Source organism: Williamsia maris (genome assembly GCF_024171815.1).
In the GTDB taxonomy this organism is placed as follows: Bacteria; Actinomycetota; Actinomycetes; order Mycobacteriales; family Mycobacteriaceae; genus Williamsia_A; species Williamsia_A maris.
In genome coordinates this window covers 1347460-1373899 of the sequence record NZ_JAMTCJ010000002.1, presented here as the reverse complement: position 1 = coordinate 1373899, position 26440 = coordinate 1347460, and the positions used below count along the sequence as shown (strand labels likewise).

The following is a 26440-nucleotide window of genomic DNA, read 5'->3' as shown; positions in this document are numbered from 1 at the left end:
TTCCATCGTACACATGTTCGAACGAGGTGCAACCATTAATTTCAGTGAATGTTGTTGAACATGAATGTATTTCGTACCTCGTCACCGTCAGCCGAAGCATCGTACACGCGTGCACCGACGTCAGACCCGACGCGACAGTAGTTGTCCACAGGTCGCGATGCACCCTCTAACGGTTACGGCGCGCTAGCCAGATGAGTCAGAACCGGGACGCGTCACGGACCTCGACCACGCGCCCGCCACGGACGATGACCACCGACGGTTCACCGGCTTCGATGCGGCCGGCCACCACGTCAGGACCCTCGCCCACCCCGGCGAGCGGAAGTGGTTCGGTCACAACCGATGTAGTCGGTTCGTCGTCCGACACCCCGTCGAGGTCGGATGAGCGGACGTCGGCCCCGTGCGCCCGGAGGGTTGCGATCTTCTCGACGCTCGTCTTGTCCGGCACCACCACGATGCTGCGATATCCGCGTGCGGCGGCGACCATCGTCAACCCGATGCCGGTGTTGCCGGAGGTGCCCTCGACCACCGTCCCGCCCGGCCGCAACGACCCGTCACGTTCGGCGGCGTCGATCATCGACACCGCCGCGCGATCCTTGACGCTGCCACCGGGGTTGAGGAACTCGAGTTTTACGTACACCGCGGCCTCGATGCCCTCGGTGACCCCGCGCAGCCGGACGAGCGGGGTGTTACCGATCGCATCGGCGACCGATTCGTACACGCCGGCAACGGCCGCGGTGTCGAACGACGTCATCGACGCGACGGGTCGGTGGCCGGTGTTCGGACCGAGGTGAGCACCGACCGCTTGCGCAGGGTGAATCCCAGTGACTCGTAGAGCCGGATCGCCGTGAGATTGTCGGCGCGCGCGTGCAGGAACGGCACCTCACCGCGCGCCCGGATCCCGTGTCCGACAGCCCGGACGAGACGGGTGCTCAGACCGCGCCTGCGGAACCGCGGGTCAGTGCAGACCGCGCTGATCTCGGTCCATCCGAGCGGATGCATGCGCTCACCGGCCAGAGCGACCAGTTCACCGTCGTGCCGGAACCCGAGGTAGGTCCCCATCTCGACGGTTCGGATCCGGAACGGTCCGGGCTCGGTCCGCGCCACCAGGTCGAGCATCGCGGGGACGTCCTCGGGGCCCAACACGATGGCCGCGGGCTCGGGCGCGACCGCCAGACCGGACCCGTCGAGCTGCACCGAGCCGAACTCCCCGAGCACCTCCCAGCCGGCGGGCGGCACGTACGCACCCCGCAGCGCCACCGGCGTCGACGGACCGACGATCGCGGCGAGATCGACCCAGTCCTGATCACTCATCACGGGTGGGTGACCGACGAAGGCAGCGACCTCGTGGTGATAGCGGGCAATACGTCCGGACCATTCGGCGAACGGGGCGTGTGCCCCACGTAGAGACGACCGCACCGGGTCGTCGAGCGGGTGGATCGCGAGGTCCTCGGCAGTGGGTCGCGCCGACGCGGCGTCCGTCGTCACCCGTTGCCCCTGCCGTCCACCGGCTCAGGCTAGGAGTCGGTCGCGGCCGGTGGCCACGGTTGCGATCAGCCTGATTCTCGACACCGCCCGGCAGGGATCACGCGGGCGGGCGATCCCCGCTGAGCAGGATCAGCAACAGCTCCGCGCGGGTGCGGGCGTCGCCGAGATCAACGCCGAGCAACCCTTCGATACGAGAGATGCGGTGACGCAACGTGTGTCGATGCACACCGACAGTCGCCGCCGCCGTCTCCCAGTGCCCGTTGGCCTCGAGGTAGCCGCGCAGGGTGGCCACCAGGTCCGCTCCCCCGCTCTCACGGACCGCGATCAGCGGCCCCAGACGGACGTCGTGCAAACCGCGCAGACCGTCCTGGACGGCGTCGATCGCGAGCACCGAGCCGGTGGTCTCGAGGTCGACCACCTCGCCATCGGACGCACTGCGCGCCGCCTGGCGGGCCTGACCGGCCGACGAGACCAGCCCGGCGAGGTCGGTGACCGGCCCCAGCCCGGCCCGCATCCGAGTCCCGCCGGCGAGCGCGCGGACCACGGCAACGTCGTCGTCCCCGCGCAGGAGCACCACCACCTCACGGTCGCGCTGCAGGGTGAAGACCGGCCGCCAGCGTGCGGAGAGCTCGACCCCGACGGTCTGCAACGCCGCCGAAGCGACCGCGGCGGAACGGAACTCGTACACCGCGACCCGGACGAGCCCCGCGGCGTCGGCGGCGCGTGCGAGCAGTTCGGTAGCAGACGGTGGCGTGGTCCCGCGCAGCGCGAGGTCGAAGATCTCCGACTGCAACGCCGCGCGGTCGGTGGCCACGTTGCCCGCCTCGGCGTGCTGCAGCGTCACCAACGACGCGGCGTGCCCGACGAGCACCCTGTGCACGTCACCGAGCGGATCGACACCGATGACCGCGAGGTACCCGACGACCCCGGCACCGGCGTTGATGCGCTGCACGGTGATGGTGTGTTCCGCAGTGATCGTCACCCCCGTCGTCGACATCGGACCGCGCGCGATCAACGCACGAACGTGGCTCAATGCGGCCCTGTCCCGGTCCGCCCCTGCGGCCGCGGAACCGCGCGACGTCGTCGACACGACCTGCCCGTCGCTGTCGATGAACGCGACGGATCGATCGAGTGCCGCGGACAGTTCCGCGACCAACCCGGGCACACCGCCGGAGATGATGGCCCGTGTCATGGCGGGCTGGCTCCGGGTGGCGCGGGTGAACTGGGCGTAGCGCTCCTCGGCCAGCCGGTCGAGGAGCATCCGCGCGATGGCCGAGAACGGGATCGGCCGAGGCACCTCGAGCAGCGGGAGACCCAGCGCGTCGGCGATCTCCACGAGGTCGGTGGGCACGGTGTCGTAGCCGAGCCCGGTCCCGAACCCGAGCCCGGCGATACCCACCTCGGCCAGGCTGTGCAGGTACTGCGCCCGACCCGCCGTGTCCGGTGGCAGCCGCATGCCGGTGGTGAGCAGCAGTTCACCGCCGGAGAGCCACTCCGCGGCGTCGACCAACTCCGAGGTCAGCGCACAGTCGATCTCGCGACCGAGACCCGCGACGCCGCCGTGGCACCGCAGCGACAGCGACGACTGGTCGAGCAGCCATCCGACCGTGGTTCCCAGCGCTCTCACCCCGCCGACATGCGCGAACGACACCTGAACACTCCATTGCGGACAGTGTGGCACGCCCCTCTGGACAAAGTGTCAGGGTCCGGCGACGCGGCCCGGCAGAAAGACTGTTGAGCACGTCACATCACCGATGGAAGGCACGCGGCGCCATGACCTCCCCCACCGTCCTGCGGAACTACATCGACGGCGCTTTCGTCGAGTCCGCGTCCACCGAGACCATCGACATCGTCAACCCGATCGACGAGTCCGTGGTGGCGTCCTCACCGATCTCGACCGCGTCCGACGTCGACGCCGCGATGGCCGCCGCGACACAGGCCTTCACCACCTGGGGCAAGACCACCCCCAAGACCCGCCAGACCGCCCTGCTCAAGCTGGCCGACGCCATCGAGGCGAACTCGGACCGCATCGTCGCCGCGCAGGCCCGCAACACCGGTCAGCCCGAACAGCAGATCGCCGACGAGGAGGTGACCGTCGGCGCGGATCAGATCCGCTTCTTCGCCGGCGCCGCCCGCCTGCTCGAGGGCAAGGCCGCCGGGCAGTACATGGAGGGGTTCACCTCCTACGTCCGTCGCGAGCCGGTCGGCGTCATCGGCCAGGTCACGCCGTGGAACTACCCGCTGATGATGGCGCTGTGGAAGATCGGGCCTGCGTTGGCCGCGGGCAACACCATCGTCCTCAAGCCCAGCGACACCACCCCCGAGAGCACCCTCGTGCTCGCCGAGATCAGCAAGGGCATCCTGCCGGACGGCGTGCTCAACGTGGTCCTGGGCAACGGCGAGACCGGGGCCGCGGTGGTCAGCCACCCGACACCGGCCATGGTCGCCATCACCGGATCGGTACGCGCAGGAATCGCGGTCGCCGTCGCGGCCGCCCAGCAGCTCAAGCGCGCCCACCTCGAACTCGGCGGCAAGGCACCCGCCGTGGTCTTCGCCGACGCCGACCTGGACAAGGCGGTCGAGCCGATCGCCGACGCCGCGTTCTTCAACGCCGGCCAGGACTGCACCGCGGTCACCCGGATCCTCGTGCACAGCTCGATCCACGACGCGTTCGTCGAGAAGCTGGTCGGCTACACCGCCTCGGTCGAGGTCCCGCCGCTCAACAACATCAACCACTTCTCGAAGGTCACGTCGATCCTCGACTCCATTCCCCCGCACGCGACCGTCGCAGCCGGCGGCAAGCGCAAGGGCGACAAGGGGTTCTTCGTCGAGCCGACCGTCATCACCGGTGTCGCACAGGACGACAAGCTGGTGCAGGAGGAGACCTTCGGGCCCGTGGTCACCGTGCAGTCCTTCGACGACGAGGCGCAGGCCATCTCGATGGCCAACGACGTGAACTACGGACTCGCCTCGAGCGTCTGGACCACCGACCACGGCACGGCCAACCGTCTCTCGGCCGCACTGGATTTCGGTTGTGTGTGGATCAACTGCCACATCCCGCTGGTGGCCGAGATGCCGCACGGCGGCTTCAAGAACTCCGGTTACGGCAAGGACCTCTCCTCTTACGGCGTGGAGGACTACACCCGCCTCAAGCACGTGATGAGTTCCGACGAGTGACACCCCGCATACCCCGCCTGCGCGGTCGTAACCCGGCCGCGCAGGCGTGTTTTCCTCCCCGAGAGAAGTGAGTCCATGTCGCAGACCGCACGCCACCCGCTCGATCCGCTGGGCTCCGACGAATTCACCACAGTTGCAGGCCTTCTCGGCGAGACACACGGTGTCGGGGCCGGCTGGCGCTTCTGCTCGATCGAGATGGCCGAGCCGAGCAAGGCAGAACTCGCCGCATTCGATTCCACCGGTGAGGTACCCGCACGCCGCGCCCTGGTGACCTGCCTGGACAGCGCCCGCAACGCGACCTACAAGGCGGTGGTGTCGCTGACCGACTCCGCCGTGGAATCGTTCGACCACATCCCGGGCGTACAGGCCAACTTCACCGTCGACGAGTTCGAGGAGTGCGACCGCGTCCTGCGGGCGCACCCCGACGTCGTCGCCGCCCTGGCCCGTCGTGGCATCACCGACCTGGACCTGGTGTTCATGGACACCTGGACCTACGGCGCCGCGGTGATGCCGGACGAGTACCGCGACCGTCGACTCGGCTGGTCGGACACCTGGCTGCGGTCGGAGCCCGGCGCGAACCCGTACGCGCATCCGGTGAGCGGTCTGCACTGCGTCATCGACGTCAACGCCATGGAGCTCCTGCGCATCGAGGACAGCTTCGACTCCGCCGACGGCGCCATCGACCCACCCGAGGTGATGGGCGAATACGTCCCGTCGCTGATCCCCGAACGCATCCGGAACTCGTCACGGCGCGAGCCGCTCAAGCCGTTGGAGATCACCCAGCCCGAGGGCCCCTCGTTCACGCTCGACGGCAACCGCCTGGAGTGGCAGAACTGGTCCCTGCGAGTGGGTTTCAACCACCGCGAGGGCATGACCCTGCACACCGTCGGTTACCGCGACGGCGATCGCGTCCGTCCGGTCGCCCACCGGATGTCGTTCGCGGAGATGATGGTCCCCTACCGCGACCACTGCGGCGACCACTACCGGCGCACCGCCTTCGACATCGGCGAGTGGGGACTCGGCTTCATGACCACGTCGCTCGAACTCGGCTGTGACTGTCTCGGCGAGATCCGGTATCTCGATGCGACACTGCACAACAGCGCCGGCGAGCCGTACACGATCACCAACGCGATCTGCATCCACGAGGAAGACGACGCGGTGTTGTGGAAGCACGTCGATCACGATGCCGGCGCCGAGGTCCGACGGATGCGGCGGCTGACGGTCTCGTTCCACGTCACCGTCGCGAACTACGAGTACCTCGTCTACTGGCGCTTCTATCAGGACGGCAACATCCAGTGCGAGGTGCGTGCCACCGGCATCATGGTGACCACGCCGATCGCCCCGGGAGCCGACCACCCGCACGGCACCCTCGTCGACGAACGCACGTACGCGCCGTTCCACCAACACTTCCTGGTCGCCCGCCTCGATCTCGACGTCGACGGCACCGACAACACCGTGGTCATGAGCGAGACCGAGGCCGAGCCCATCGGTCCGGACAATCCCTACGGGCTGTCACTGGTCCAGCGCAACACCCCTCTGCGCACCGAGTCGGAGGGCCGCCAGGACATGAACTGGGCGTCGCAGCGGGCGTGGAAGGTGGTCAACACCAACACGGTCAACGGTCTCGGCACCCACCCGTCCTACAAGTTGGTACCCGGCGACGCGATCCCACCGATGTTCGCGCCGGAGTCACCGATCTTCCAGCGCGCGACCGTCATCGGCCACACCCTTTGGGTCACGCCGAACAATGCCGAGGAGCGGTGGCCGGCCGGCGAGTTCGTCAACCAGTCGTCGGTCGACACCGGCCTCGGCGAGTGGACCAAGGCCGATCGCTCCATCGACAACACCGACGTCGTGCTCTGGTACGTCTTCGGCGTCCATCACATCACCCGTCCGGAGGACTGGCCGGTCATGCCCGCCGACACGGTGTCGTTCTGGCTCAAGCCCTTCGGGTTCTTCGATCGCAACCCGGCCCTCGATGTCGAGGCCTCGGCGGCGTGTCACACCCCCGGCGACGACCAGGGTCACAGCTGCCACTGACCTCCCGTCCCGCCGTCGACCGCAGGAGGTCTCGACCATGCGTCTGATCGTCGGCGTCGCGGACGGTGCAACGGGGGACGACGCGCTCGCGCTGGCCGAGCGGTGCGCGCGCAGCGCCGGCTTCCACCTCGACCTGTGCACGGTGGTCACACCCGTTCCCACCTTCGGTCACGACTCGGCGGTCGAGGCGACCTACACCGCGCGTGACGAGGCCGCGATGACCACGCTGCGTGCGCTCCGAGACCGGCTCGGCGACGACATCGTCGCCGAGATCCATCTCTGCCACGACGATTCACCGGCCCGCGGTTTGGCGACCATGGCCCAGCACCTGGAGGCCAGCGCCGTCGTGATCGGCGGGGAACCGGCGTCCGGCGGTGCCGCATCCGCACTCCTGCACGCATCGCCGTTCCCGATCATCCTGGCCGCACGGGCCAGCGCACATCGCGGCGTGGCGCGGCTCGGCGCCATCACGTGCGCGCTGGGCCCGCGGTCGCAGGACGACCTCGTTCGGATCGCCGCGCTGTGTGCCCAGGTCGCCGACACCCCGTTGCGTGTGATGACGCTGCTCGTCCCGCCGGCCGACGTGCAGGACGGTACCGCTCCGCGTGCCGAGCACCGCGACGCGATGTATCAGCGACTGGCCGACGCGACACTGCTCGCCCAGGGATGCCTGCCCGTCGATTTCCCGGTCACTTCGGTTCTCGTCGAGGGTGATTCGATCACCGACGCAGCCGCGCGACTCGAGTGGGGCCCGGGCGATGTGGTGGTGCTGGGTTCGAGCCGACTCGCGGTGCCACGCCGCGCCTTCGTCGGGTCGTCGGCCGCCAAGATGCTGCGGGTCCTCAACGTCGCCGCGGTGGTGGTGCCGAACGATCCGTATGCCTACAACTCGCCGGAGGACGCCCGAGCCCGCACCCGACGGCTCAGCGAGGAGCGACGGACGCCGACCACCCCGCGATGAGGGCCCCGAGGCCGGCGTCGAACGCCCGGTCGGCGCGGTCCGGCGTGTTCGCGTGCGCGAGCACCTCCGCGAAATCGGGGTCGGTGGTCGCGTCGGCCGACCAGACCTCCTCCGGCGCAGCGAGATCCAGTGCAGATCCCAGCACGTAGGCATCCAGGGTCGTGATGGCGTCGAGCGTCTGCTGCGCCGACATGCCGCCGCGTCGGAAGGTCCGGGCCAACGATTCGTACATGGCGACCGCGGCGTGGGAGCGGACCGTGTGCGCGGTCAACAGCGGGATCAGTCGCGGATGCGCAGCGTAGGCATCGCGGTACGACCGGGCGATCGCAGCCAACGTCGTCGTCCAGTCGGTCTCGTCGGCTGCCTGCGACGCGGCGACCCGAACCGCCGACATCGCCCGCTCACGAAGGAGTTCCACGATCTCGCTGCGCCCACCGACGTGGTTGTACAGCGACGACGGACGCACGTTCAACGCCGCTGCGATACCCGGCATCGTGAAGTCGCCCGCAGTGTCGACAGCCCGCAGCGCGGCGTCGACGATCAGCTCCACCGACAGCAGTGGACGACTTGGACGGGGCATGCGGCCAGCCTAGTGTCGCGGCCCTGCCAGAGGCCTCCAGGTGGTTCGGACCATCTGCCCAGCCGGCTGTCAGCGACCTCCCAGCTTTGTCTCCTAGCGTCAGCACCACAGGTTGGACACCGCGCGACGAGAGTAGGGAACACCATGGCGACCGTCGAGGTCAGTCGCAGGACGATGTTGTACGGAATGGGCGCGCTCGCAGGTGCCGTGGCGGTGGCGGGATGCTCCTCGTCGTCCGGCTCGACGAGTTCGAGCTCCTCGTCGTCGTCGGCGACACCGACCACGGGACTGGTGTTCGACCCGACGACGTTCACCGAGAAGACCACCACCATCACCACCGACGCCGGCGACAAGAAGGTCGTCTACAAGTTCTTCGGTCCCATCACCTACGTCACGAACCCGTCCGACACCGAGCACCAGAGCCTCACCATCAGCGTGCCGACCAGCATCGACGGCACCGCGGTGGACGCGACCGACGCCCCGATCGTGTTCGCGAACTCCGTCGGCGGCTACATGCCCGCGTCGGTCGCCACCGCGACCGGGGTGGGCGAGGCCTCGATGCAGATGGGCGGTATGGGCGGCGCACCGGCCGGTGGCGGGGCGCCGCCGCAAGCCGCGGGCGGCGAGGTCCGATCCGGTGGCAATGCGATGCTCAACGCGGGCGGAGGGATGGTCAGCCTGGCGAAACTCGCTGTGGCGGCCGGATATGTGGCGGTCGATCCGGGCTGTCGTGGTCGGAGCCTCACCGACGCGAAGGGCACCTACTACGGTGTCGCACCCGCCGCGATAGTCGACCTGAAGGCCGCGGTCCGATACCTGCGTTCGAACAAGGGCAGGGTCCCCGGCAACACCGACCGCATCGTGTCGACCGGGACCAGCGCAGGCGGCGCGCTCTCCGCGCTGCTGGGTGCCTCGGGCGACAGCGCTGCCTACGACCCCTACCTGACGGCGGTCGGCGCGGCGAAGGCCAGCGATGCGGTGTTCGCCAGCGGGGACTGGTGTCCGATCACCGATCTCGAGCACGCCGACGGCGCGTACGAGTGGAACTGGGGCACGAACCCGTCGTCCACCGGCGCACCGGTGGACCAGACCGTCTCGGCCCAGCTCAGGCAACAGTTCGCGACCTATCAGGCCGGACTGAAGCTCAACGGGAGCAACGACTTCGGTCAGATCACCGCGGACAACTACAACCGATATCTGCTGGAGACCTACCTACAGCCGTCGGCGAGCAGGTATCTGGCCGCACTGTCGGCCACAGATCGTGCGAAGTACCTGGCCGCGAACCCGTTCATCACCTACACCGACCAGAAGGCGACCTTCTCGTGGGCGGACTACCTCACCCATGTCGGGGTGCGCAAGAAGTCGACGCCCGCGTTCGACGCGTTCGACCTCTCGGCCGGCGAGAACAACGAGTTCGGCCTCGGGACGACGAAGGCCCGACACTTCACCGACTACAGCATGTCCAAGGACACCACCGGGCTGACGACGCGCCGGCTCGACAAGGACATCCCCGATGCACTGAACCTGATGAATCCGATGTACCACTTGGGCCGCGGCGACACCGAGCGGGCCGAACACTGGTGGATCCGTCTGGGCACCAAGGACAGTGACACCGCGCTCACGGTGTCGGCCAACCTCGCCGCGGCGGTGTCGGCGCGCGGGGAGACAGTGGATCACCGCATGTACTGGGACGCCGGACACGGCGCCAACGAGGACGCCGCCGACTTCATCACCTGGGTGAAGAAGATCGCCGGCTGACCTCGTCGTCGACTCAGGGGGCGACGAGCACCTTGAGGGCCTCCCGATCGGCCATCTGCTGATAGCCGGTCGGGACCTCGTCGAGGCTCATGGTCACGTCGAAGACCTTGCCTGGCTCGACCTTTCCGTCGAGCACGTCGGGCATCAGTTCCTCGATGTACGCACGAGCAGGTGCCACACCGCCGGTGAGCGTGATGTTGTTCATGAAGAACTGGCTGCCCGCGGTCACCTTGTCGTACTGCGGGACGCCGACGCGGCTCACGGTGCCGCCGGAGCGGACCGCGCCGAGCGCCATGTCCATCGCGGCCTCGTGACCGACGCACTCGAGCACCTTGTGGGTGCCGTCGCCGCCGGTGAGCTCGCGGACCTTCTCGATGCCCTCGTCGCCGCGCTCGGCGACGACGTCGGTGGCCCCGAACTCACGGCCGAGATCGGTGCGCGCGGTGTGCCGGCCCATCAGGATGACCTGCTCGGCGCCGAGACGCTTGGCGGCGAGGACGGCGGACAGACCCACCGCACCGTCGCCGATCACGGTGACCGTGCTGCCCTCGGTCACGCCGGCGGTGACCGCGCAGTGGTGACCGGTGGAGAACACGTCCGACAGCGTGAGCAGCGACGGCAGGAGTGCGGAGTCCTCGGCGACGGGCAGCTTCACCAGCGTGCCCTGGGCCTGCGGCACACGGACCGCCTCGCCCTGGCCGCCGTCGACACCGCCCATGCCCCAGCCGCCACCGTGGCGGCAGGACGTCTGCAGACCCTCGGCGCAGAAGTCGCAGGTGTTGTCGGCCCAGACGAACGGGGCGACGACGAGGTCACCACGCTTGAGGCCGCTCACCTCGGAGCCCACGTCCTCGATGATGCCGAGGAACTCGTGTCCGATCCGAGCGCCCTTGTCGGACGGCTTCTTCGAGCCATACGGCCACAGGTCGCTGCCGCAGATGCAGGAGCGGACGACCCGGACAACCGCGTCGGTCGGATCCTTGAGCACCGGGTCGGGTACGTCCTCGATCCGGATGTCGCCCTTGCCGTAGATCAGCGTTGCCTTCATGCGTGTTCTCCTAGAACGTCTTTCGCCACCGCGATGGCGGACATCGCGCGCGGCCATCCCGCGTAGAACGCGAGGTGCGTGATGGTCTCGACGATTTCTTCGCGCGAGACCCCGTTGTCCAGCGCCCGCTGGATGTGGCCGGGCAGCTGCTCGGTGTGCCCACCGGCGATGAGCACGGCCACTGTCACCAGACTACGGTCGCGCTTGCTCAGCTCCGGTCGTTCCCAGATGTCGCCGAATACGACACCGTCGGTGAGCTCCACCATCTTGGGCGAGAAATTGCCGATCAACTGCTGTGCGGGTGTCGTGTTTGTCATTGCTGACCTCCTGTCGTGGTCGGGCGTTCGGCCGGCGTGCCCCCTCGGGCGGTGACCGGGTCGCCACCCATGCAACCGCGAATCAGTGGTGGCCGGGAGTGGCTGCCCGTACAGGTGATGACAGGCCCCCTTGGCTGCTGCCTGCCGTCGGCCCCGTCGCCGCCAGCGGACCGCTGTAACTTTGTACGGATCACTGTGATTCGGAGAGCTTCGCTCCAACCGCCCGCAGGCTGCGGGTAAATGATCGATAATTCCCTCTGGGGTTTCCGGCGTGGAAACGAACCGGAAACAACTGACGGTGCATAGTTAGCCGTAGTACGCGAAAGGCATCGGAGGGTACGACGTGATCAGGGGACCTCGGCGAGCGTGATCGCCTATTTGTTGCGAAAGACGCTCGGGTGGCTCGCCCTCATCGTCGTGGCCACCAACCTCGTCTTCTTCCTCGCGAGCGCGCTGCTCGAACCGCGCGCCAACTATCTGTCCCGTCGACCACCCCTGCCCGAGAACGTCGTCGACTCCACGCTCGATCGGTACAACCTCAACGACAAGGTGTCGATCTTCGATCGCTGGTACCACTGGATCTCCGGGATCGTGTTGCACTGGGACTGGGGCCAGTCGCCGGTGGGCGATTCAGTCAACGGCCAGATAGGTTTTCGCGCCTGGACCAGCTTCCAGTTGGTCATCGGGGCGACGTTGCTGATGACCATCATCGGGGTCGGCCTCGGCGTCTACGCCGCGGTTCGCCAATACCGGCTGTCCGACCGGCTCCTCCAGGTGACATCCTCGTTCGCACTGGTGGTGCCGGTACCGGTCGTCGCACTGGCCCTGGTCATCCTGGCGATCTCGATCAACGAGGCGGCCGGGTCGACAATCTTCTTCGTCACGGGCTCCTCGAGTGTCGGGATATCGGGATTCTGGCCCGTCGCAGTGGACAAACTGCAGCACCTGATCCTGCCGTCCCTTGTCCTGATCATCACCGGGTACGCGGGGACGCAGATACTGCAGCGAAGTCTGCTGCTCGACACGCTCAACAGCGATTACGTACGACTGGCCCGGGCCAAGGGACTCCGACGCGGCGTCGCCGTTCGTCGTCACGCGCTGCGCACCTCACTCATCCCGGTTGCAACCAGCGTGGCCTTCGCCGTCCCCGCCGCATTCACGGGCGCCGTACTCACCGAGTCGATCTTCGCCTGGAACGGCATGGGCAAGTACTTCGTCGACACGATCACCAAGAACGACGTCTACGGCGTCGTCGCCACGGCGGCCTTCGGCGCTGCCCTGACCGCGGTCGGTGCGATCCTGTCCGACTTCCTCCTCGTGTACCTCGATCCCAGGATCCGGCTGAGCTGATGACACTTCCCGACAACACCTCGCCCACTACCAGCGGCAAGCTGACCAACGCCATTCCGGTCGCCAACCCCGCGGGCCCGGAGACGACCACCCTCGCGAACGAACACCCGGGCGGTGGGGCGTCACGGAGTTCCGGCCGTGGTGCCGTGATGACCCGCCGGTTCATCCGTAACCGCACTGCGCTGGTCGGACTCGCGATACTGCTTCTCCTCATCGCGTTCGCCGCGCTCGGGTCGCTGTTCACGTCCTACGACTATCGGGCGACCGACTTCGCCGCGTTGGGTGTCGCCCCCGGGGGACCACACCTACTCGGTACGAACGATGCGGGCGTCGATCTCTATGCGTCACTGGTCCACGGACTGCAACGGTCGTTGGTGATCGCGTTCTCGGTGGCCCTGGGCACCACGATCATCGCCACCATCATCGGAACGGTGGCCGCGTACGTCGGCGGATGGGTGGAACGCATCACGCTGCAGTCGATCCACTTCCTGCTGGTGGTCCCGTCGCTGTTGATAGTCGCGCTCGTCGCGAACCGATACGGCGGTGACTGGAAGGCATTGATCGTGGTGCTCATCGTGTTCGGCTGGCCGTTCCAGGCACGTGTCACCTGGTCACTCGCACAGTCGGTGAGCGAGATGGACTACGTTCGAGCCGGAAAGTTTCTCGGGCTGGGCGCTTTTCGGATCTCGCTTCGCCACATCATCCCGAATATGTCCTCGCTCATCATCGTCTCCACCGTCCTCGGTGTCGTCACGGTGGTGCTCACCGAGACGAGCTTGTCCTTCCTGGGGTTCGGCGTGAAGATCCCGGACGTGACCCTGGGTTCGCTGATATCGGACGGACAGTCGACCATCACCTCGTCGCCATGGCTGTTCTGGTACCCGGCCGCCGTACTCACCCTGCTGACGATGTCGCTGTCCCTGATCGGCGACGGCCTCCGCGACGCGTTCGACCCCGGATCGGCCTCAGGCGGACGCGTTCGACGGGCCCGACGAGCCAGAAACACCGGCGTCACGAAGGATTCGCCGTCATGACCGCGCCCGGCCCGATCCTGCAGATCACCGACCTACGCGTGTCGTTCCCCACCGAGTCCGGGATTCTCGACGCCGTCCGCGGAGTCGACCTCACGATCGAGCCGGGCCGGTGCACCGCCATCGTCGGTGAATCCGGGTCCGGCAAATCGGTGACGTCGTTGTCGATCATGGGACTGCTGCCCGACTCAGCCGACGTCTCGGGGTCGATCAGGTTTCAGGACTCCGAGCTCATCGGCCTCGACGATCGCCGCATGTCCGAGATACGGGGCAGCGAGATGTCGATGATCTTCCAGGATCCGCTCACCGCCTTGACGCCGGTCTACACCGTCGGCGATCAGATCGTCGAGGCGCTCCGGGCGCATACCCCGACGCCGCGGGCGAGCGCACAGAAACGGGCCACCGAACTACTCGAATTGGTGGGCATCCCTGATCCGGCACGGCGTATGCGTGCCTTCCCACATGAACTCTCGGGTGGGATGCGTCAGCGGGTGGTGATCGCCATCGCCATCGCCAATGATCCGGCGCTCATCATCGCCGATGAGCCGACGACCGCGCTCGACGTGACCATCCAGGCCCAGGTGATGGATCTCCTGGCGACCATCCGGCGCGAAACCGGTGCTGCGCTGTTGCTCATCACCCACGATCTGGGTCTCGTGGCCGGCACCGCGGACGACGTGGCGGTGATGTACGCGGGCCGCATCGTGGAGCGCGCCGGCTCCGAGGACCTCTACGCCACGCCCCGGATGCCCTACACGGTCGGGCTTCTCGCCTCCATCCCCCGCATCGATCGTGAGCACGGTGGCCCCCTGGTGCCGATTCCCGGTCAGCCACCGGTGCTCATCGATGTCGACGACGCATGCCCGTTCGCCCCTCGGTGCCCCGCCGCGATCGCGGAGTGCACCGCCTCGGAACCCGCACTCACCACGATCGATGCCGACCACCTGTCAGCATGTCACCGATCCGGGGAGATCACCGGCGTGGGGATCGTCGACGGTGGGCCGATCTTCACCCCGCCGGAGATCGACGCCGAGATCGCGGTCGCACCTGCTGAACTCGACCGCGAGGTCGTCCTACGTGTGCGCGGCCTGACCAAGGAGTTCCCGATCCTGACCGGCCTCCTGCGTCGTCGGGTCGGGTCGGTCTACGCCGTCGACGGCCTGGACTTCGATGTCCGCGAAGGCGAGACCATGGCCATCGTCGGCGAGTCGGGATCGGGCAAGACGACCACGTTGCTGGAGATCCTGCGCGCCGAACCCGGGACCACCGGGAAGGTCGAGATCGCAGGTGCCGACTTCTCCACCCTGAAGGGACGCGCGCTGCGCTCGGCGCGGAAAGCCGTGCAGATCGTGTTCCAGGATCCGATGGGGTCGTTGAACCCGCGGATGACCGTGCACGACATCATCGCCGAGCCACTTCGGGCCTACCGTGACTCGACCCGGGACATCGACGGACGTGTCACCGAACTGATGCGCCTGGTGGGACTCGACCCAGCGCACGCGGCACGGTTTCCCGCTGCGTTCTCCGGCGGACAACGCCAGCGCATCGGGATCGCGCGCGCTCTCGCGGTCAACCCGACGCTCATCGTGCTCGACGAGCCGGTCTCGGCCCTCGACGTCTCGATCCAGGCCTCGGTCATCAACCTGCTCGACCGACTCAAGCGGGAGGTCGGTGTGGCGTACCTGTTCGTCGCCCACGACCTCTCGGTCGTACGGCATCTGTCCGACCGGGTAGCGGTCATGTACCTGGGCCGATTTGTCGAGATAGGCACCACCGCAGACGTCTTCGATCACCCCGCCCACCCGTACACGAAGGCGTTGTTGTCAGCCATCCCCGTTCCCGACCCCGTGCTGGAGCGATCACGCGAGCGCGTCGTGCTGACCGGTGAACTGCCCAGCCCCAGTGCGCGTCCTGGTGGATGTGCGTTCCACAACCGCTGTCCCCTGCGGCCGACCCTGCCCGACGACGACCAGCAGAGGTGCATCGGCGAGGTGCCCGTCCTGCAACCCGTCACCGCCGGATCCGCCCACCAGCACGCGTGCCATTTCGCCGATCGATCCGTACCCGTCAGCCAGGCTCCATCCCTGTGAAAGGACCGTCAATGAAACGTCATCTGTGGGCCGCCGGCGCGGCGTCGCTGGCCGTGACACTCGTGCTCTCCGGTTGCGGCGGGTCGACCGACTCGACGTCGTCGGACACCAACGACTCCCTGTCGAAGTCCGCGGCTCAGATCAACGAGCAGCCCCGGCAGAACATCGCTGACACCGGCACGTTGACAACGGCGCTGCCCGAGGTGTCGCCGCAGTGGAACACCTTTCAGGCCGACGGCACCCTCTACACGCTGAACCTGTGGCGCTGGTACAACCCGTCGTTGTTCACCTTCGCCGCCGACGGCACCGCTTCAGCCGACCCGGATTACCTCACCGACTACAAGAAAGAAGTGGTCGGCGGGAACACGGTGATCACCTACACGATCAATCCGAAAGCAACCTTCAACGACGGGACGCCGATCGACTGGACGGCGTTCGAGGCGACCTGGAAGGCCAACAACGGCACCAACTCCGCGTATTCGGCATCGAGCACCGACGGCTACTCGCAGATCGGCTCGGTTGCGCAGGGCACAAGCTCGAAACAAGCCGTGGTCACGTTCCGCGGTCCATACGCATGGCCGGACGGCCTCTTCAACGTCCTGTTACACCCCAAGGCCCTTGATCCGACGTTCTACAACACCGCCTACATCAACACCCCGCACTCCGAACTGGGCGCCGGCCCGTACCAGCTGAAGTCCTTCGACCGGACTGCCGGAACGGTCATCTTCGAGAAGAACCCGAAGTGGTGGGGTGACCCCGGCAAGCTCGATCAACGGGTGTTCCTCCAGATGGACAGCCAGGCATCGATCAACGCATTCAAGAACAATCAGATCGACGCCGTATCGGTGGCCACCAAGGACCGACTCGCTCAGGTCCAGGGCATGGGCGGAATATCGATCCGAAAGTCGGCGACACCGTCACAGGACCTGGTGACGTTGAACCTGGCCTCCCCGCCGCTGCGGGACGTGAAGGTACGCAGCGCGATTCTCAAGTCCATCGACCGGAAGGTCGTGGCCGATGTCCTGTTCCAGGGGCTCGGGTACAGCGAGACCGAACCCGGATCGTTCACGCTCTATCCCTTCCAGAAGGGATACGCCGACAACCTCAAGGGCGTCATCGACTTCGACTCGAACACCGCGAAGAGCGAACTCGACGCCGCCGGATGGGCACCGGGGTCAGACGGGATCAGGACGAAGGACGGTCAGAAGCTCTCACTCACCTTCCCGGTGACCGGCGACGACCCGACGATCCTCAACCTGGCGCGCGCCATCCAGGCAATGGAGAAGTCGGTCGGGGTCGACCTACAGATCCAGCAGAAGTCATCGAGTGAGTTCTCCGACATCGTGACGAACAAGAAGTTCGATTTCTTCCTGTCGGGGACGTACTCGAGTGACCCCTTCGGATACGCGTACTTCTGCCAGTTCTGGTGCTCGGGTTCGCAGCTGAACCAGGCCGGCGCCGGAACCGCCGAGTTGGACACACAGATCCGCGCGGTGGGTCAGATCGCCGATCCGGCCGCACAGATCACGGCGGGCAACGCACTCGAGCGGACCCTGCTGGGCCAGTACTCGAACCTCCCGCTCGACAACGGCCCGACGATCATCGCCACCAAGGAGAAGCTCGCCAACTACGGAGCCGGTCTGTTCTACATCGGTCGAGTCCAGGACATCGGCTTCCAGAAGTAGGCCGCCACCGGTTCACTCTGCTGTGGCCGCAAACGCACCCCGACAAAAGTCGGGGTGCGTTTGCGTTGCAGCTCACGTACCCCGGGGCTACCATTAAACGAACCTCATTCGTTTAACTCCGTTCCGAGGAGATCCTCATATGCGTACGATCACCGCACCCCCGCCACCGGCCGCGCTCAGCCGCTACGACGCACCCACCCGGCCGCCCCTTCGCGTGGCGCTGGTGCAGCACCGGTGGCATGCGGACCCCGACGCACTGCGGGCCGAGCTGGCCGAGGGGATCGCGGCCGCCGCACAGGCCGGCGCCGCAGCGGTCTTCCTTCCCGAGCTCACCCTGCGGCAGTACCCGGCGTTCGTCCGCGCTGGCGAGCGCCCCGGCGACGACGCCGAGGACCTGCACACCGGCCCGACCGCGACCTTCGCGGCCGAGATGGCCCGCAAACACGACATCTTCGTGCACGCCTCGCTCTATCAGCGGGCGCCCGCACCCGAGGGCGCCGTGCCGGACGGACTCGGCCTCAACACCGCGATCCTGGTCTCGCCGCGGGGCGAGATCGTCGCCCACACCCACAAGCTCCACATCCCGATCAGCCCCGGCTATTACGAGGACACCTACTTCCGCGCCGGCCCGTCGGAGGATCCCTACCCGGTGCACCGCCCCGAGGGACTGCCCGCCGCGTTCGGGTTCCCGACGTGTTGGGACGAATGGTTCGCCGAGGTCACCCGCAGCTACTCGATCGCCGGCGCGGAGATCCTCGTCTACCCCACCGCCATCGGTTCCGAGCCCGACTTCCCCGACTTCGACACCCAGCCGCTGTGGCAACAGGTCATCGTCGGCAACGCCATCGCCAACGCCACCTTCATGATCGTCCCCAACCGCCACGGCGACGAGGGCGCGATCACCTTCTACGGCTCGTCGTTCATCTGTGATCCCTACGGCCGCATCCTGGTTGCGGCACCACGCGACGAATCGGTCACCCTGGTCGCCGATCTCGACCTCGACCAGCGACGGGACTGGCTGGCCCTGTTCCCCTTCCTGGCGACCCGCCGCCCCGACACCTACACGTCGCTGACCGCGCCGGTGACCCCATGAGTTGGCGCCAGCCCGCCGAGGGCGTACCCCAGGAACGGGTGTGGATGGCCTACCCGGTGACCGGATACTCGTTGGGCGACACCGAGTCCGAGCGCGACGAGGCCCGTCGTACCTGGGCAGAGGTCGCACACGCCATCGCCGACCACGAACCCGTCACGGTGCTGGTCGATCCCGGCGAGATCGACCACGCCCGGCGCTATCTGTCGTCGGAGGTCACCCTCGTCGAGGCCCCGCTCGACGACGCCTGGGCCCGCGACATCGGACCGACCTTCGTCGTCGATGACGAAACGGGGCGCCTCGGCGCGGTGGACTGGGTGTTCAACGGCTGGGGCGCAGCGGAGTGGGCCACCTGGGACAAAGACCAACACATCGGCCGACTGATCGCCGAACTGTCCGGCGCCGAGCTGATCACCTCGCCGATGATCAACGAGGGCGGCGGTATCCAGGTCGACGGCAGCGGCACGGTGTTGCTCACCGAGTCCGTCCAACTGGGCCAGGGGCGCAACAGCGACTGGACCGCCGCGCAGGTGGAGGCGGAGCTGGAACGCACGATCGGGACCACGACGGCGATCTGGCTGCCCTATGGCCTGACCCGCGACAACGAGACCTTCGGCACGCGCGGCCACGTCGACATCGTCGCCGCCATCCCCACACCGGGCACGGTGCTGGTGCACGAGCAGACCGACCCCGCCCATCCCGACCACGCGGTCTCCGCCGAGATCATGCGGGTGCTGAGCGAGGCGACGGACGCGCAGGGGCGCGCCTTCGACATCGTCGGCGTCCCGGCACCGGCGGGGCTCACCGACAACGAGGGGTTCGTCGACCACAGCTACATCAACCACCTCGTGATCAACGACGCCGTCATCGCCTGCCGCTTCGACGACCCGCGTGACGATGCGGCCGCGGCCATCCTGGCCGACGCCTACCCGGGACGGACGATCATCGGAGTCGACGCCCGGCCGCTGTTCGCCCGCGGCGGCGGGGTGCACTGCATCACCCAGCAGCAACCCGCGGTGTGATCGGTGCGTCTGGGCGTGCCCATTCCGTGATCCGCCGGCGACTCTCGTCACGAATACCGCGCTTTTTGTGATCATCAACGCGATGCCGTCAGGGTTACCCGCCAGTAATATCGGAGACATGACCGTCACCCAGGCAACGCAGCCCGAAGATCGTTCATCCGATGTCACGTCGCCCGACCACAGCGAAGCGGTGGACCAGGAGCTGGTCGTCGACAACCTGAAGTACACGCTGGACGGCAAGTGGCGCGACGTCCGCAACTACGCCCGCGCCCACATGGACCGCACCGACCTGCTGCCGGACCCGACCCTGTCGATGCAGGCGGCCCGGGACGCCACGTTCGGCAAGCTCGGAGAGCTGGCGCAGCTGGACTTCGCCGCGTCGGGCTTCCGGCCGGAGCACGGCGGCACCGGCGACGTGGGTGCCGCGATCACCAGCATCGAGATGCTCGGATACGCGGACCTGTCGCTGATGGTCAAGGCGGGCGTGCAATGGGGTCTGTTCGGCGGTGCCATCGAGAACCTCGGCACCAAGCGGCACCACGATCGCTACGTCACCGACCTCATCAATCTCGACCTGCTCGGCTGCTTCGCGATGACCGAGACCGGACACGGCTCGAACGTGCAGGCCCTCGAGACCGTCGCCACCTACGACGCCGAGTCCGACGAGTTCGTCGTGCACTCGACCACCGAGTCGGCGACGAAGGACTACATCGGCGGAGCAGCTCAGCACGCGACCGTCGCATCGGTGTTCGCCCAGCTCGTCACCGGCGGCCCGGGTGAGGAGCCGACCGGACGCGGCGTCCACTGTTTCGTGGTGCCGCTGCGCGACGACAAGGGCAACGCCCTTCCCGGCGTGACCATCGGTGACGACGGCCCCAAGGGTGGTCTCGCGGGTGTCGACAACGGTCGGCTGCGGTTCGATCAGGTCCGGATCCCGCGCGAGAACCTGCTCAACAAGTACGCCGACGTCGACGCCGACGGCACGTACCACTCGCCGATCGAGAACGAGAACCGCCGCTTCTTCACGATGCTCGGCACGCTGATCCGTGGTCGCATCAGCGTCGCGGCCACGGCAGGTGCGGCCGGTCGCAAGGCACTCGCGATCGCCACCCGGTACGCACTGACCCGCAAGCAGTTCGAGGCCCCCGATTCCGACGACGAGATCGTGATCATGGACTACCTCGCGCACCAGCGGAAGCTGTTGCCGCTGATCGCCAAGTCCTACGCGTTGAACTTCGCGCAGAACGAGGTGACCGAGGAGCTGCACGAGGTGCAGACCGCGAACCCCGAGTCCACCGAGGGTGACGACTCCTTCGCCGGACGTCAGCGTCAGCTCGAGAGCCTCGCCGCCGGCCTCAAGGCCATGACCACCTGGCACGCGTCGCACTCGATCAACGTCGCCCGCGAGGCATGCGGTGGCGCCGGCTATCTCGACGAGAACCAGCTGTCGATCATGCGCGGCGACATCGACGTCTTCACCACCTTCGAGGGCGACAACACCGTCCTCACCCAGCTGCTGGCCAAGGAGCTGCTCTCGGCGTACGCCGAGGACGTCCGTGGTCTCAACACGGTCGGCTGGGCGCGATTCATCGCGAACATGGCGCGCGACGTCGTGCTGGAGAAGTCGGCGGCCCGTCAGGTCGTGCAGACACTGATGGACTCCTCCGACGAGGACACCGAGGAATCCGAACTGTCCAACCGCGGCACGCAGATCCGGCTGTTCCGCAACCGTGAGGATCACCTGCTGCGGACCTGCGCCAACCGTCTGCGGCGCGCAACCGAGGAGGGCAACGACCCCTTCGAGGTGTTCAACGCAGCGCAGGACCACCTGCTGAAGGTGGGCCACGCGCACATGGAACGCGTTGTGCTGGAAGCGTTCATCGAGGGCATCGAGGGCTGTGACAGCAAGGCGGCGACCGAGCTGCTCGGCACCGTCTGCGACCTGTTCGTCTACTCCTCGCTGGAGAACGACCTCGACTGGTTCCTGATGCACCGCCACATCTCGGTGGAGCGCGCCAAGGCCATCCGCCGCGGCGTCAACGATCTGTGCGCACAACTGCGTCCGCACGCGAAGACCCTCGTCGACGCGTTCGGCGTCCCCGAGGCTCTGCTGACGGTGCAGATGAACTGAGTCCTCGACAAGCAGAACGTCAGCGGCGCAGCGCTGCCCGTACCGAGAACGCCAGGGCGAGCAGCGCTGCGAGCGCGACCACGGTGGCGCCGCCGATCCGGCTGCCCGAGTACCGGGTGAGTTCATACGGTCCGGAGACGACCGTGCCGCCGAGTTCGACCGGCGGGTAGCTGCTCGTCTCGATGCCGCTGCGCCACAACAGGACCGCCACGACCGCGAGGACAATCCCGACCACGATGCCCGCGATGGCGACGAGCCGGTGGCGCGCCGGGGTCACGTGTCCTCCCGCGGCGGCAGGCCCATCTGCATAGCCAGGTGGGCCTCGGCCAGTTCGGTGCGCAGACGATGATGGTCGCGGGCCCACGCCTGCGCCAACTTGCCCGACGTCATGCGCACGCCGATGCCGGTACGACGACGCGGCACGGCACGGAGTTCGCCGATGGCCGGTGCGCTCTCCCACTTCTCGGGCTCGGGGTTCGTGTTCTCCGGGTAGATGCGTTTGATGTCGGCCAGCGCGATGGTTCGGGTGCCCTGCTTCAGGGTGGTGTCGGTGAGGACCACGCCGACGTGCTGACGCGCGGCGTACACCTGGATCGCCGAGAAGCCGGTGATGATGACCAGGAAGATCGACAGCACGGGCCAGTGCACCTGTCCCCCACCGAACAATTCCATCAGCAGTACCGCGGCCACGAGGACCGGGCCGATCGAGACGACCCACCAGCTGCCACCGTTCTCACGGAACAGCACTCGGCCCGGCGCCACCGAGGTGTTCCACTCGCCGGCCCCCGGGACGTCGGGAGAATCGGGGGCGTCAGCCACCGACACCCCCACGGGTGAACCACGGCTCGGCAGCCGGGCGGTACGCCATCATCGAGCCGACCAGCCCGACGATGCCGCTGATCAACAGGAACGGGTCGAGGAACAGTGCCGCCATCAGCATGCCGAGCACCGTGACCGTCAACGACAGCACGGCGAGCACCGACCGCCAGCGCGGGTCCCCGGAGCCGGTGCGCCGCGTCAGCAGCAGCATCCCCACGCCCACGCCTGCACTGACCACGCCGAGTCCGATGCCGAACGCGTTGGCGCTGCCGATCCCGATGATGAGGAACCACGCCGCCGAGGCGAGGAACAGCACGCCCGATGCGATCCACAGACGCACCGCCCAGACCGCGAGCGTGGGCGCCGCGGGACCGGGTTTCGTCATCGGTTGCCCCCGGAGTCGTCACGCCGATCGTCGTGCGGCGGATACGGGTACTGCCCCTGCTGCGGGTACTGCTGCGGGTACTGACCGTGCGGGAAGTACTGGTTCGGGGGCGGACCACCGTTCGGCGGCCACCCGGGGCCGGGGGGCGGTGGTGTCCCGCCGGACTTGCGGTAGGTCGCCATCGCCTTGCAGTAGGTCTCGGTCTCGCGCTGCAGCAGCAGGTATGCGGCCCCCAGGGCGGCGACTCCACCGATCACCGTCGGGATCGTCGCCCAGGTGGCGCCGTTCCCGTCGAACAGCGCCAGAACGGCCTGGACCACGAGGAACGCGCTGAAGAACGACAGCACCAGGCGCGCCCAGTTGTGGCCGGTACGGGCCAGCCAGACGATGAGCAGCGACACGGCCGCGATGATGGCGGTCGCGACGACGAACACACCGACCAGGAATCCGCTGGAGGTCACCAGGTCGACGTCGCGGGCCGATGCACCGGACGTCTCGCGCACCGAGTCACGGAACGAGTCGGTGACCGAGGAGTACTCACCGATCGACGCGATGATCTGGCACAGCACCACCACCAACCACAGCTCGGTCGCGATGGCCATCGAGTTCACGAGCGTCGGCTTACCCGTGTTCCCGGGTTGCTGCGACGGATCGGAGTGCGACGGATCCGGGGGCCACGAGCCCTGGGGCCACGGATTCGGGGGTTGAGACATGGCCCCAGACTAGTGGAGCCTGGCGGCGACCTCGGTTGCCCAGTAGGTCAGCACGATGTCGGCGCCGGCCCGACGGATCGAGGTCAGCGACTCGAGGATGGCGGCGTCCCGGTCGATCCAGCCGCGCTCGGCGGCCGCGGTGATCATCGAGTACTCGCCGGAGATCTGGTAGGCCGCGACCGGCACGACCACCGCCTCGGCGACATCGCGGACGATGTCGAGGTAGCTCATCGCCGGTTTGACCATGACGATGTCGGCACCCTCGGCGAGGTCGAGTTCGAGCTCGCGGATGGCCTCGTCGCGGTTCGCCGGATCCTGCTGGTAGGTGCGTCGATCACCCTGCAGGCTGCTGCCCACCGCCTCACGGAACGGTCCGTAGAACGCCGACGAGTACTTCGCGGTGTAGGCCAGGATGCCGGCGTCGGTGTGGCCGGCATCGTCGAGCGCGGTACGGATCGCGCCCACCTGGCCGTCCATCATCCCGCTCGGGCCCAGCAGGTGCGCACCCGCCTCGACCTGCGCGAGCGCCATGGACACGTAGCGATCGAGAGTGGCGTCGTTGTCGACGCGACCCGAGTCGTCGAGGACGCCGCAGTGACCGTGGTCGGTGAACTCGTCGAGGCAGGTGTCGGCCATCAGCACCGTCGAGTCACCGAGGTCCGACCGCAGCGCGGACAACGCACGGTTGAGGATGCCGTCGGGATCGTCGGCACCCGAGCCCGTCGCGTCCTTGTCGCCGGCGGCCGGGACACCGAAGAGCATCAGCCCACCGACGCCGGCCTCGACCGCCTCGGCCGCGGCCCTGCGCACCGAGTCGATGGTGTGCTGGACGACGCCCGGCATCGACGCGATCGGGTTGGGCTCGGACAGGCCGTCGGCGACGAACACCGGCAGCACGAGATGCCGCGGCTCCAACGACGTCTGCGCCACCAGGCGACGCATCGCCGGGGTGGTGCGCAGACGACGGGGTCGGATGTAGGGACGTTCGGTCATACCGAACAGCCTATGACTGCCGGGCCCGCGCTCGCTCCGGGCCTCGCTGCGCTCGATCCTCACTCGGCGACCCGTCAGGACCGCGAGCGACGGGCCTTCTTGCGCGGAGGAGGCAGTGCCCCTTCGGCGCGCAGTCGGGTGGCGTGCTCGGCCAGGGCCTCGACCAGGTCGGGAACCGATGCGGTCTCCGGCTGGACATCGACGCGCAGCCCGAACTCGATGGCGGTCTCGGCCGTCTTGGGTCCGATGCACGCGACGATGGTGCGCGCGTGCGGCTTCCCGGCGATACCGACCAGGTTGCGCACCGTGGAGCTCGAGGTGAAGCAGACCGCGTCGAACCCACCGGTCTTGATCATCTCGCGGGTCGTGGCCGGCGGCGGCGCCGCGCGCACCGTGCGGTACGCGGTGACGTCGTCGATCTCCCAGCCCCGCTCGCGCAGGCCCTCCGACAGCGTCTCGGTCGCGATGTCCGCGCGCGGCAACAGGATCCGGTTGACCGGGTCGAAGACGTCGTCGTACGGCGGGAAGTCGTCGAGCAGACCCAGTGACGACTGCTCGCCACTCGGGATCAGCTCCGGGTTGATGCCGAAGGTGCGCACCTTGGCCGCGGTCGCCTCGCCGACACAGGCGATCTTGACGCCGCTGAAAGCGCGTGCGTCCAAACCGAACTCGGCGAACTTCTCCCACACCGCACGCACCGCGTTGGTGGAGGTGAACACGACCCACTGGTAGCGGCCGTCGACGAGTCCCTTGACGGCGCGTTCCATCTGCGCCGGGCTGCGCGGCGGCTCCACCGCGATCGTGGGGACCTCCATCGGCATGGCGCCGTGGACGACGAGCCGGTCGCTCATGTCGCCGGCCTGGTCCTTGGTGCGCGGCACCAGCACGGTCCAGCCGTACAGCGCGCGCGACTCCCACCAGCTCAGGCGGGCACGCTGGGTGACGACCTTGCCGATGGTGACGATGAGCGGACCCTGCAGGCCTGCACCCTTGTCGTTCAGGGTGGCCAGCGTCGCCTCGATGGTGCGCTGCTGGCAGGTGGTGCCGTTGACCGTCACCGCGACCGGGGTCTGGGCGGCGACACCGTTCTCGGTCAGCGCGCTCGCGGTCTCGGCGAGATGACCGGCCGTCGCGTGCAGGACCAGCGGTCCGGGGGCTGCGGCCAGAGCGGCCCAGTCCACCTCGCCGCGGACGTCGGCCTCGGTGTGACCCGAGCCGAGCGGCATGCCCGCGTAGCTGGGGACCGCCGCGGCGGCGGGGAGCCCGGGGATGACCTCGAAGCCGATCGAGGTCCGCGCGACGGCGTTGACCTCGGCCAGGACCGAGTCGGTGGTCAGCGGATCGCCTGCGACCACGCGGACGACGTCGTCGCCGCCCTTGGCCACGGCGATGAGGGTCTTGGCCACCTCGGTCGGATCACCGAGCGCCGGGCGAACCCGCGCACCGGTCTCCTCGGGGTCCACGATCGAGTCGTTCTCGACCGCGACGGGTCCGGTGGGTGAGGTGGTGTCAGCGGTGTCGTCGACGGCAACCGGGGCGGCGGGTGCGGTCGGTTCCGGGGCCACGTTGGCGCCGATCAGGGCGATCACACCGGCCGGGACATCGGGATCGACGAACACCGTGCCGGCGTTCTCGATGGCATCTCGGGCGCGTACCGTCAGCAGCGCCGGATCTCCTGGGCCCGACCCCACGAACAGGATCCGACCCGGATGTGCCTTCTTCATGCGGCTCATACGTTTGCGCTTTCTGCGACCCGTTTGAGGGG

At 67.8% G+C, this 26440-nt stretch carries 23 protein-coding genes; 11 read left to right on the top strand and 12 right to left on the bottom strand.

Annotation, left to right across the window (positions count from 1 at the left end; all coding sequences use genetic code 11):
- Positions 1-196 precede the first annotated feature (196 nt).
- The 3 genes from LX13_RS13235 to LX13_RS13225 all read right to left on the bottom strand — a co-directional run bounded on the left by LX13_RS13235 (position 197) and on the right by LX13_RS13225 (position 3136).
- The gene (locus LX13_RS13235; protein ID WP_253661750.1) at positions 197-751 is read right to left on the bottom strand and encodes a PLP-dependent cysteine synthase family protein; all 555 of its coding nucleotides are present in this window, start codon (positions 749-751) and stop codon (positions 197-199) included.
- The gene (locus LX13_RS13230; protein WP_253661749.1) at positions 748-1485 is read right to left on the bottom strand and encodes a GNAT family N-acetyltransferase; all 738 of its coding nucleotides are present in this window, start codon (positions 1483-1485) and stop codon (positions 748-750) included. The genes LX13_RS13235 and LX13_RS13230 overlap by 4 nt, the downstream gene beginning before the upstream one ends.
- Before the next feature lie 97 nt (positions 1486-1582).
- Positions 1583-3136: a PucR family transcriptional regulator gene (locus tag LX13_RS13225; RefSeq protein WP_253661748.1), complete on the bottom strand. Its 1554-nt coding sequence runs from the start codon at positions 3134-3136 to the stop codon at positions 1583-1585.
- A 122-nt stretch (positions 3137-3258) separates the two neighbouring features.
- On the opposite strand from LX13_RS13225, the gene LX13_RS13220 reads away from it, so the two are divergent.
- The 3 genes from LX13_RS13220 to LX13_RS13210 all read left to right on the top strand — a co-directional run bounded on the left by LX13_RS13220 (position 3259) and on the right by LX13_RS13210 (position 7663).
- Positions 3259-4662, top strand: coding sequence for an aminobutyraldehyde dehydrogenase (locus tag LX13_RS13220; RefSeq protein ID WP_253661747.1), 1404 nt, complete (start codon positions 3259-3261; stop codon positions 4660-4662).
- Between the two features lie 75 nt (positions 4663-4737).
- The gene (locus LX13_RS13215; RefSeq protein ID WP_253661746.1) at positions 4738-6702 is read left to right on the top strand and encodes a primary-amine oxidase; all 1965 of its coding nucleotides are present in this window, start codon (positions 4738-4740) and stop codon (positions 6700-6702) included.
- A 37-nt stretch (positions 6703-6739) separates the two neighbouring features.
- Complete coding sequence (locus tag LX13_RS13210; RefSeq protein WP_253661745.1) at positions 6740-7663, top strand: universal stress protein; 924 nt, start codon at positions 6740-6742, stop codon at positions 7661-7663.
- Here the strand turns inward: LX13_RS13210 and LX13_RS13205 are convergent.
- Positions 7626-8243 (bottom strand): TetR/AcrR family transcriptional regulator, encoded by a 618-nt coding sequence (locus LX13_RS13205; RefSeq protein ID WP_253661744.1) that lies wholly within the window; start codon positions 8241-8243, stop codon positions 7626-7628. The two genes, LX13_RS13210 and LX13_RS13205, sit on opposite strands and share 38 nt — an antisense overlap.
- Before the next feature lie 144 nt (positions 8244-8387).
- On the opposite strand from LX13_RS13205, the gene LX13_RS13200 reads away from it, so the two are divergent.
- Positions 8388-10001 (top strand): subtype B tannase, encoded by a 1614-nt coding sequence (locus LX13_RS13200; protein ID WP_253661743.1) that lies wholly within the window; start codon positions 8388-8390, stop codon positions 9999-10001.
- A 13-nt stretch (positions 10002-10014) separates the two neighbouring features.
- Here LX13_RS13200 and LX13_RS13195 read toward each other — a convergent pair whose 3' ends face one another.
- Positions 10015-11049, bottom strand: coding sequence for a zinc-binding dehydrogenase (locus LX13_RS13195; protein WP_253661742.1), 1035 nt, complete (start codon positions 11047-11049; stop codon positions 10015-10017).
- On the bottom strand, positions 11046-11366 hold the full coding sequence (locus tag LX13_RS13190; protein WP_253661741.1) for a carboxymuconolactone decarboxylase family protein: 321 nt from the start codon (positions 11364-11366) through the stop codon (positions 11046-11048). Before LX13_RS13190 ends, LX13_RS13195 begins: the two co-directional genes overlap by 4 nt.
- Before the next feature lie 366 nt (positions 11367-11732).
- Here LX13_RS13190 and LX13_RS13185 point away from each other — a divergent pair, with 366 nt between their 5' ends.
- The 7 genes from LX13_RS13185 to LX13_RS13155 all read left to right on the top strand — a co-directional run bounded on the left by LX13_RS13185 (position 11733) and on the right by LX13_RS13155 (position 21765).
- Complete coding sequence (locus LX13_RS13185) at positions 11733-12716, top strand: ABC transporter permease (protein ID WP_253661740.1); 984 nt, start codon at positions 11733-11735, stop codon at positions 12714-12716.
- Positions 12716-13750 (top strand): ABC transporter permease, encoded by a 1035-nt coding sequence (locus LX13_RS13180; RefSeq protein ID WP_253661739.1) that lies wholly within the window; start codon positions 12716-12718, stop codon positions 13748-13750. Before LX13_RS13185 ends, LX13_RS13180 begins: the two co-directional genes overlap by 1 nt.
- Positions 13747-15837, top strand: coding sequence for an ABC transporter ATP-binding protein (locus LX13_RS13175; protein WP_253661738.1), 2091 nt, complete (start codon positions 13747-13749; stop codon positions 15835-15837). Before LX13_RS13180 ends, LX13_RS13175 begins: the two co-directional genes overlap by 4 nt.
- An 11-nt stretch (positions 15838-15848) precedes the next feature.
- Positions 15849-17522, top strand: a complete 1674-nt coding sequence (locus tag LX13_RS13170) for an ABC transporter family substrate-binding protein (protein WP_253661737.1) — start codon at positions 15849-15851, stop codon at positions 17520-17522.
- Between the two features lie 139 nt (positions 17523-17661).
- A complete protein-coding gene (locus tag LX13_RS13165) occupies positions 17662-18615 on the top strand; it encodes a nitrilase-related carbon-nitrogen hydrolase (RefSeq protein WP_253661736.1) in 954 nt (317 codons plus the stop codon).
- Positions 18612-19634: an agmatine deiminase family protein gene (locus tag LX13_RS13160; RefSeq protein WP_253661735.1), complete on the top strand. Its 1023-nt coding sequence runs from the start codon at positions 18612-18614 to the stop codon at positions 19632-19634. Before LX13_RS13165 ends, LX13_RS13160 begins: the two co-directional genes overlap by 4 nt.
- A 118-nt stretch (positions 19635-19752) precedes the next feature.
- Positions 19753-21765 (top strand): acyl-CoA dehydrogenase family protein, encoded by a 2013-nt coding sequence (locus tag LX13_RS13155; RefSeq protein WP_253661734.1) that lies wholly within the window; start codon positions 19753-19755, stop codon positions 21763-21765.
- 19 nt (positions 21766-21784) lie between these two features.
- Here the strand turns inward: LX13_RS13155 and LX13_RS13150 are convergent, their stop codons facing one another.
- The 6 genes from LX13_RS13150 to LX13_RS13125 form a co-directional block, all read right to left on the bottom strand.
- Positions 21785-22042 (bottom strand): hypothetical protein, encoded by a 258-nt coding sequence (locus tag LX13_RS13150; protein ID WP_253661733.1) that lies wholly within the window; start codon positions 22040-22042, stop codon positions 21785-21787.
- Entirely contained in the window at positions 22039-22584 is a 546-nt protein-coding gene (gene mce1N, locus LX13_RS13145; RefSeq protein WP_253661732.1) for a transport-regulating membrane protein Mce1N, read from the bottom strand. Before mce1N ends, LX13_RS13150 begins: the two co-directional genes overlap by 4 nt.
- Positions 22577-22969: a hypothetical protein gene (locus LX13_RS13140; RefSeq protein ID WP_253661731.1), complete on the bottom strand. Its 393-nt coding sequence runs from the start codon at positions 22967-22969 to the stop codon at positions 22577-22579. Before LX13_RS13140 ends, mce1N begins: the two co-directional genes overlap by 8 nt.
- Positions 22966-23682, bottom strand: coding sequence for a hypothetical protein (locus LX13_RS13135; RefSeq protein ID WP_253661730.1), 717 nt, complete (start codon positions 23680-23682; stop codon positions 22966-22968). Before LX13_RS13135 ends, LX13_RS13140 begins: the two co-directional genes overlap by 4 nt.
- 9 nt (positions 23683-23691) lie before the next feature.
- Positions 23692-24675, bottom strand: coding sequence for a porphobilinogen synthase (gene hemB / locus LX13_RS13130; RefSeq protein ID WP_253661729.1), 984 nt, complete (start codon positions 24673-24675; stop codon positions 23692-23694).
- Between the two features lie 74 nt (positions 24676-24749).
- A complete protein-coding gene (locus tag LX13_RS13125) occupies positions 24750-26408 on the bottom strand; it encodes a bifunctional uroporphyrinogen-III C-methyltransferase/uroporphyrinogen-III synthase (RefSeq protein WP_253661728.1) in 1659 nt (552 codons plus the stop codon).
- Between the last annotated feature and the right edge of the window lie 32 nt (positions 26409-26440).

Bases quoted from the DNA above. Each gene is read 5' to 3' on its own strand.
- LX13_RS13135 (WP_253661730.1), bottom strand. From the start codon at position 23,682: ATGTCTCAACCCCCGAATCCGTGGCCCCAGGGCTCGTGGCCCCCGGAT.
- LX13_RS13195 (WP_253661742.1), bottom strand. From the start codon at position 11,049: ATGAAGGCAACGCTGATCTACGGCAAGGGCGACATCCGGATCGAGGAC.
- LX13_RS13190 (WP_253661741.1), bottom strand. From the start codon at position 11,366: ATGACAAACACGACACCCGCACAGCAGTTGATCGGCAATTTCTCGCCC.
- LX13_RS13235 (WP_253661750.1), bottom strand. From the start codon at position 751: ATGACGTCGTTCGACACCGCGGCCGTTGCCGGCGTGTACGAATCGGTC.
- LX13_RS13180 (WP_253661739.1), top strand. From the start codon at position 12,716: ATGACACTTCCCGACAACACCTCGCCCACTACCAGCGGCAAGCTGACC.
- LX13_RS13210 (WP_253661745.1), top strand. From the start codon at position 6,740: ATGCGTCTGATCGTCGGCGTCGCGGACGGTGCAACGGGGGACGACGCG.
- LX13_RS13140 (WP_253661731.1), bottom strand. From the start codon at position 22,969: ATGACGAAACCCGGTCCCGCGGCGCCCACGCTCGCGGTCTGGGCGGTG.
- LX13_RS13170 (WP_253661737.1), top strand. From the start codon at position 15,849: ATGAAACGTCATCTGTGGGCCGCCGGCGCGGCGTCGCTGGCCGTGACA.
- hemB (WP_253661729.1), bottom strand. From the start codon at position 24,675: ATGACCGAACGTCCCTACATCCGACCCCGTCGTCTGCGCACCACCCCG.
- LX13_RS13125 (WP_253661728.1), bottom strand. From the start codon at position 26,408: ATGAGCCGCATGAAGAAGGCACATCCGGGTCGGATCCTGTTCGTGGGG.
- LX13_RS13175 (WP_253661738.1), top strand. From the start codon at position 13,747: ATGACCGCGCCCGGCCCGATCCTGCAGATCACCGACCTACGCGTGTCG.
- LX13_RS13220 (WP_253661747.1), top strand. From the start codon at position 3,259: ATGACCTCCCCCACCGTCCTGCGGAACTACATCGACGGCGCTTTCGTC.
- LX13_RS13160 (WP_253661735.1), top strand. From the start codon at position 18,612: ATGAGTTGGCGCCAGCCCGCCGAGGGCGTACCCCAGGAACGGGTGTGG.
- LX13_RS13215 (WP_253661746.1), top strand. From the start codon at position 4,738: ATGTCGCAGACCGCACGCCACCCGCTCGATCCGCTGGGCTCCGACGAA.
- LX13_RS13200 (WP_253661743.1), top strand. From the start codon at position 8,388: ATGGCGACCGTCGAGGTCAGTCGCAGGACGATGTTGTACGGAATGGGC.
- LX13_RS13205 (WP_253661744.1), bottom strand. From the start codon at position 8,243: ATGCCCCGTCCAAGTCGTCCACTGCTGTCGGTGGAGCTGATCGTCGAC.
- LX13_RS13155 (WP_253661734.1), top strand. From the start codon at position 19,753: ATGACCGTCACCCAGGCAACGCAGCCCGAAGATCGTTCATCCGATGTC.
- LX13_RS13165 (WP_253661736.1), top strand. From the start codon at position 17,662: ATGCGTACGATCACCGCACCCCCGCCACCGGCCGCGCTCAGCCGCTAC.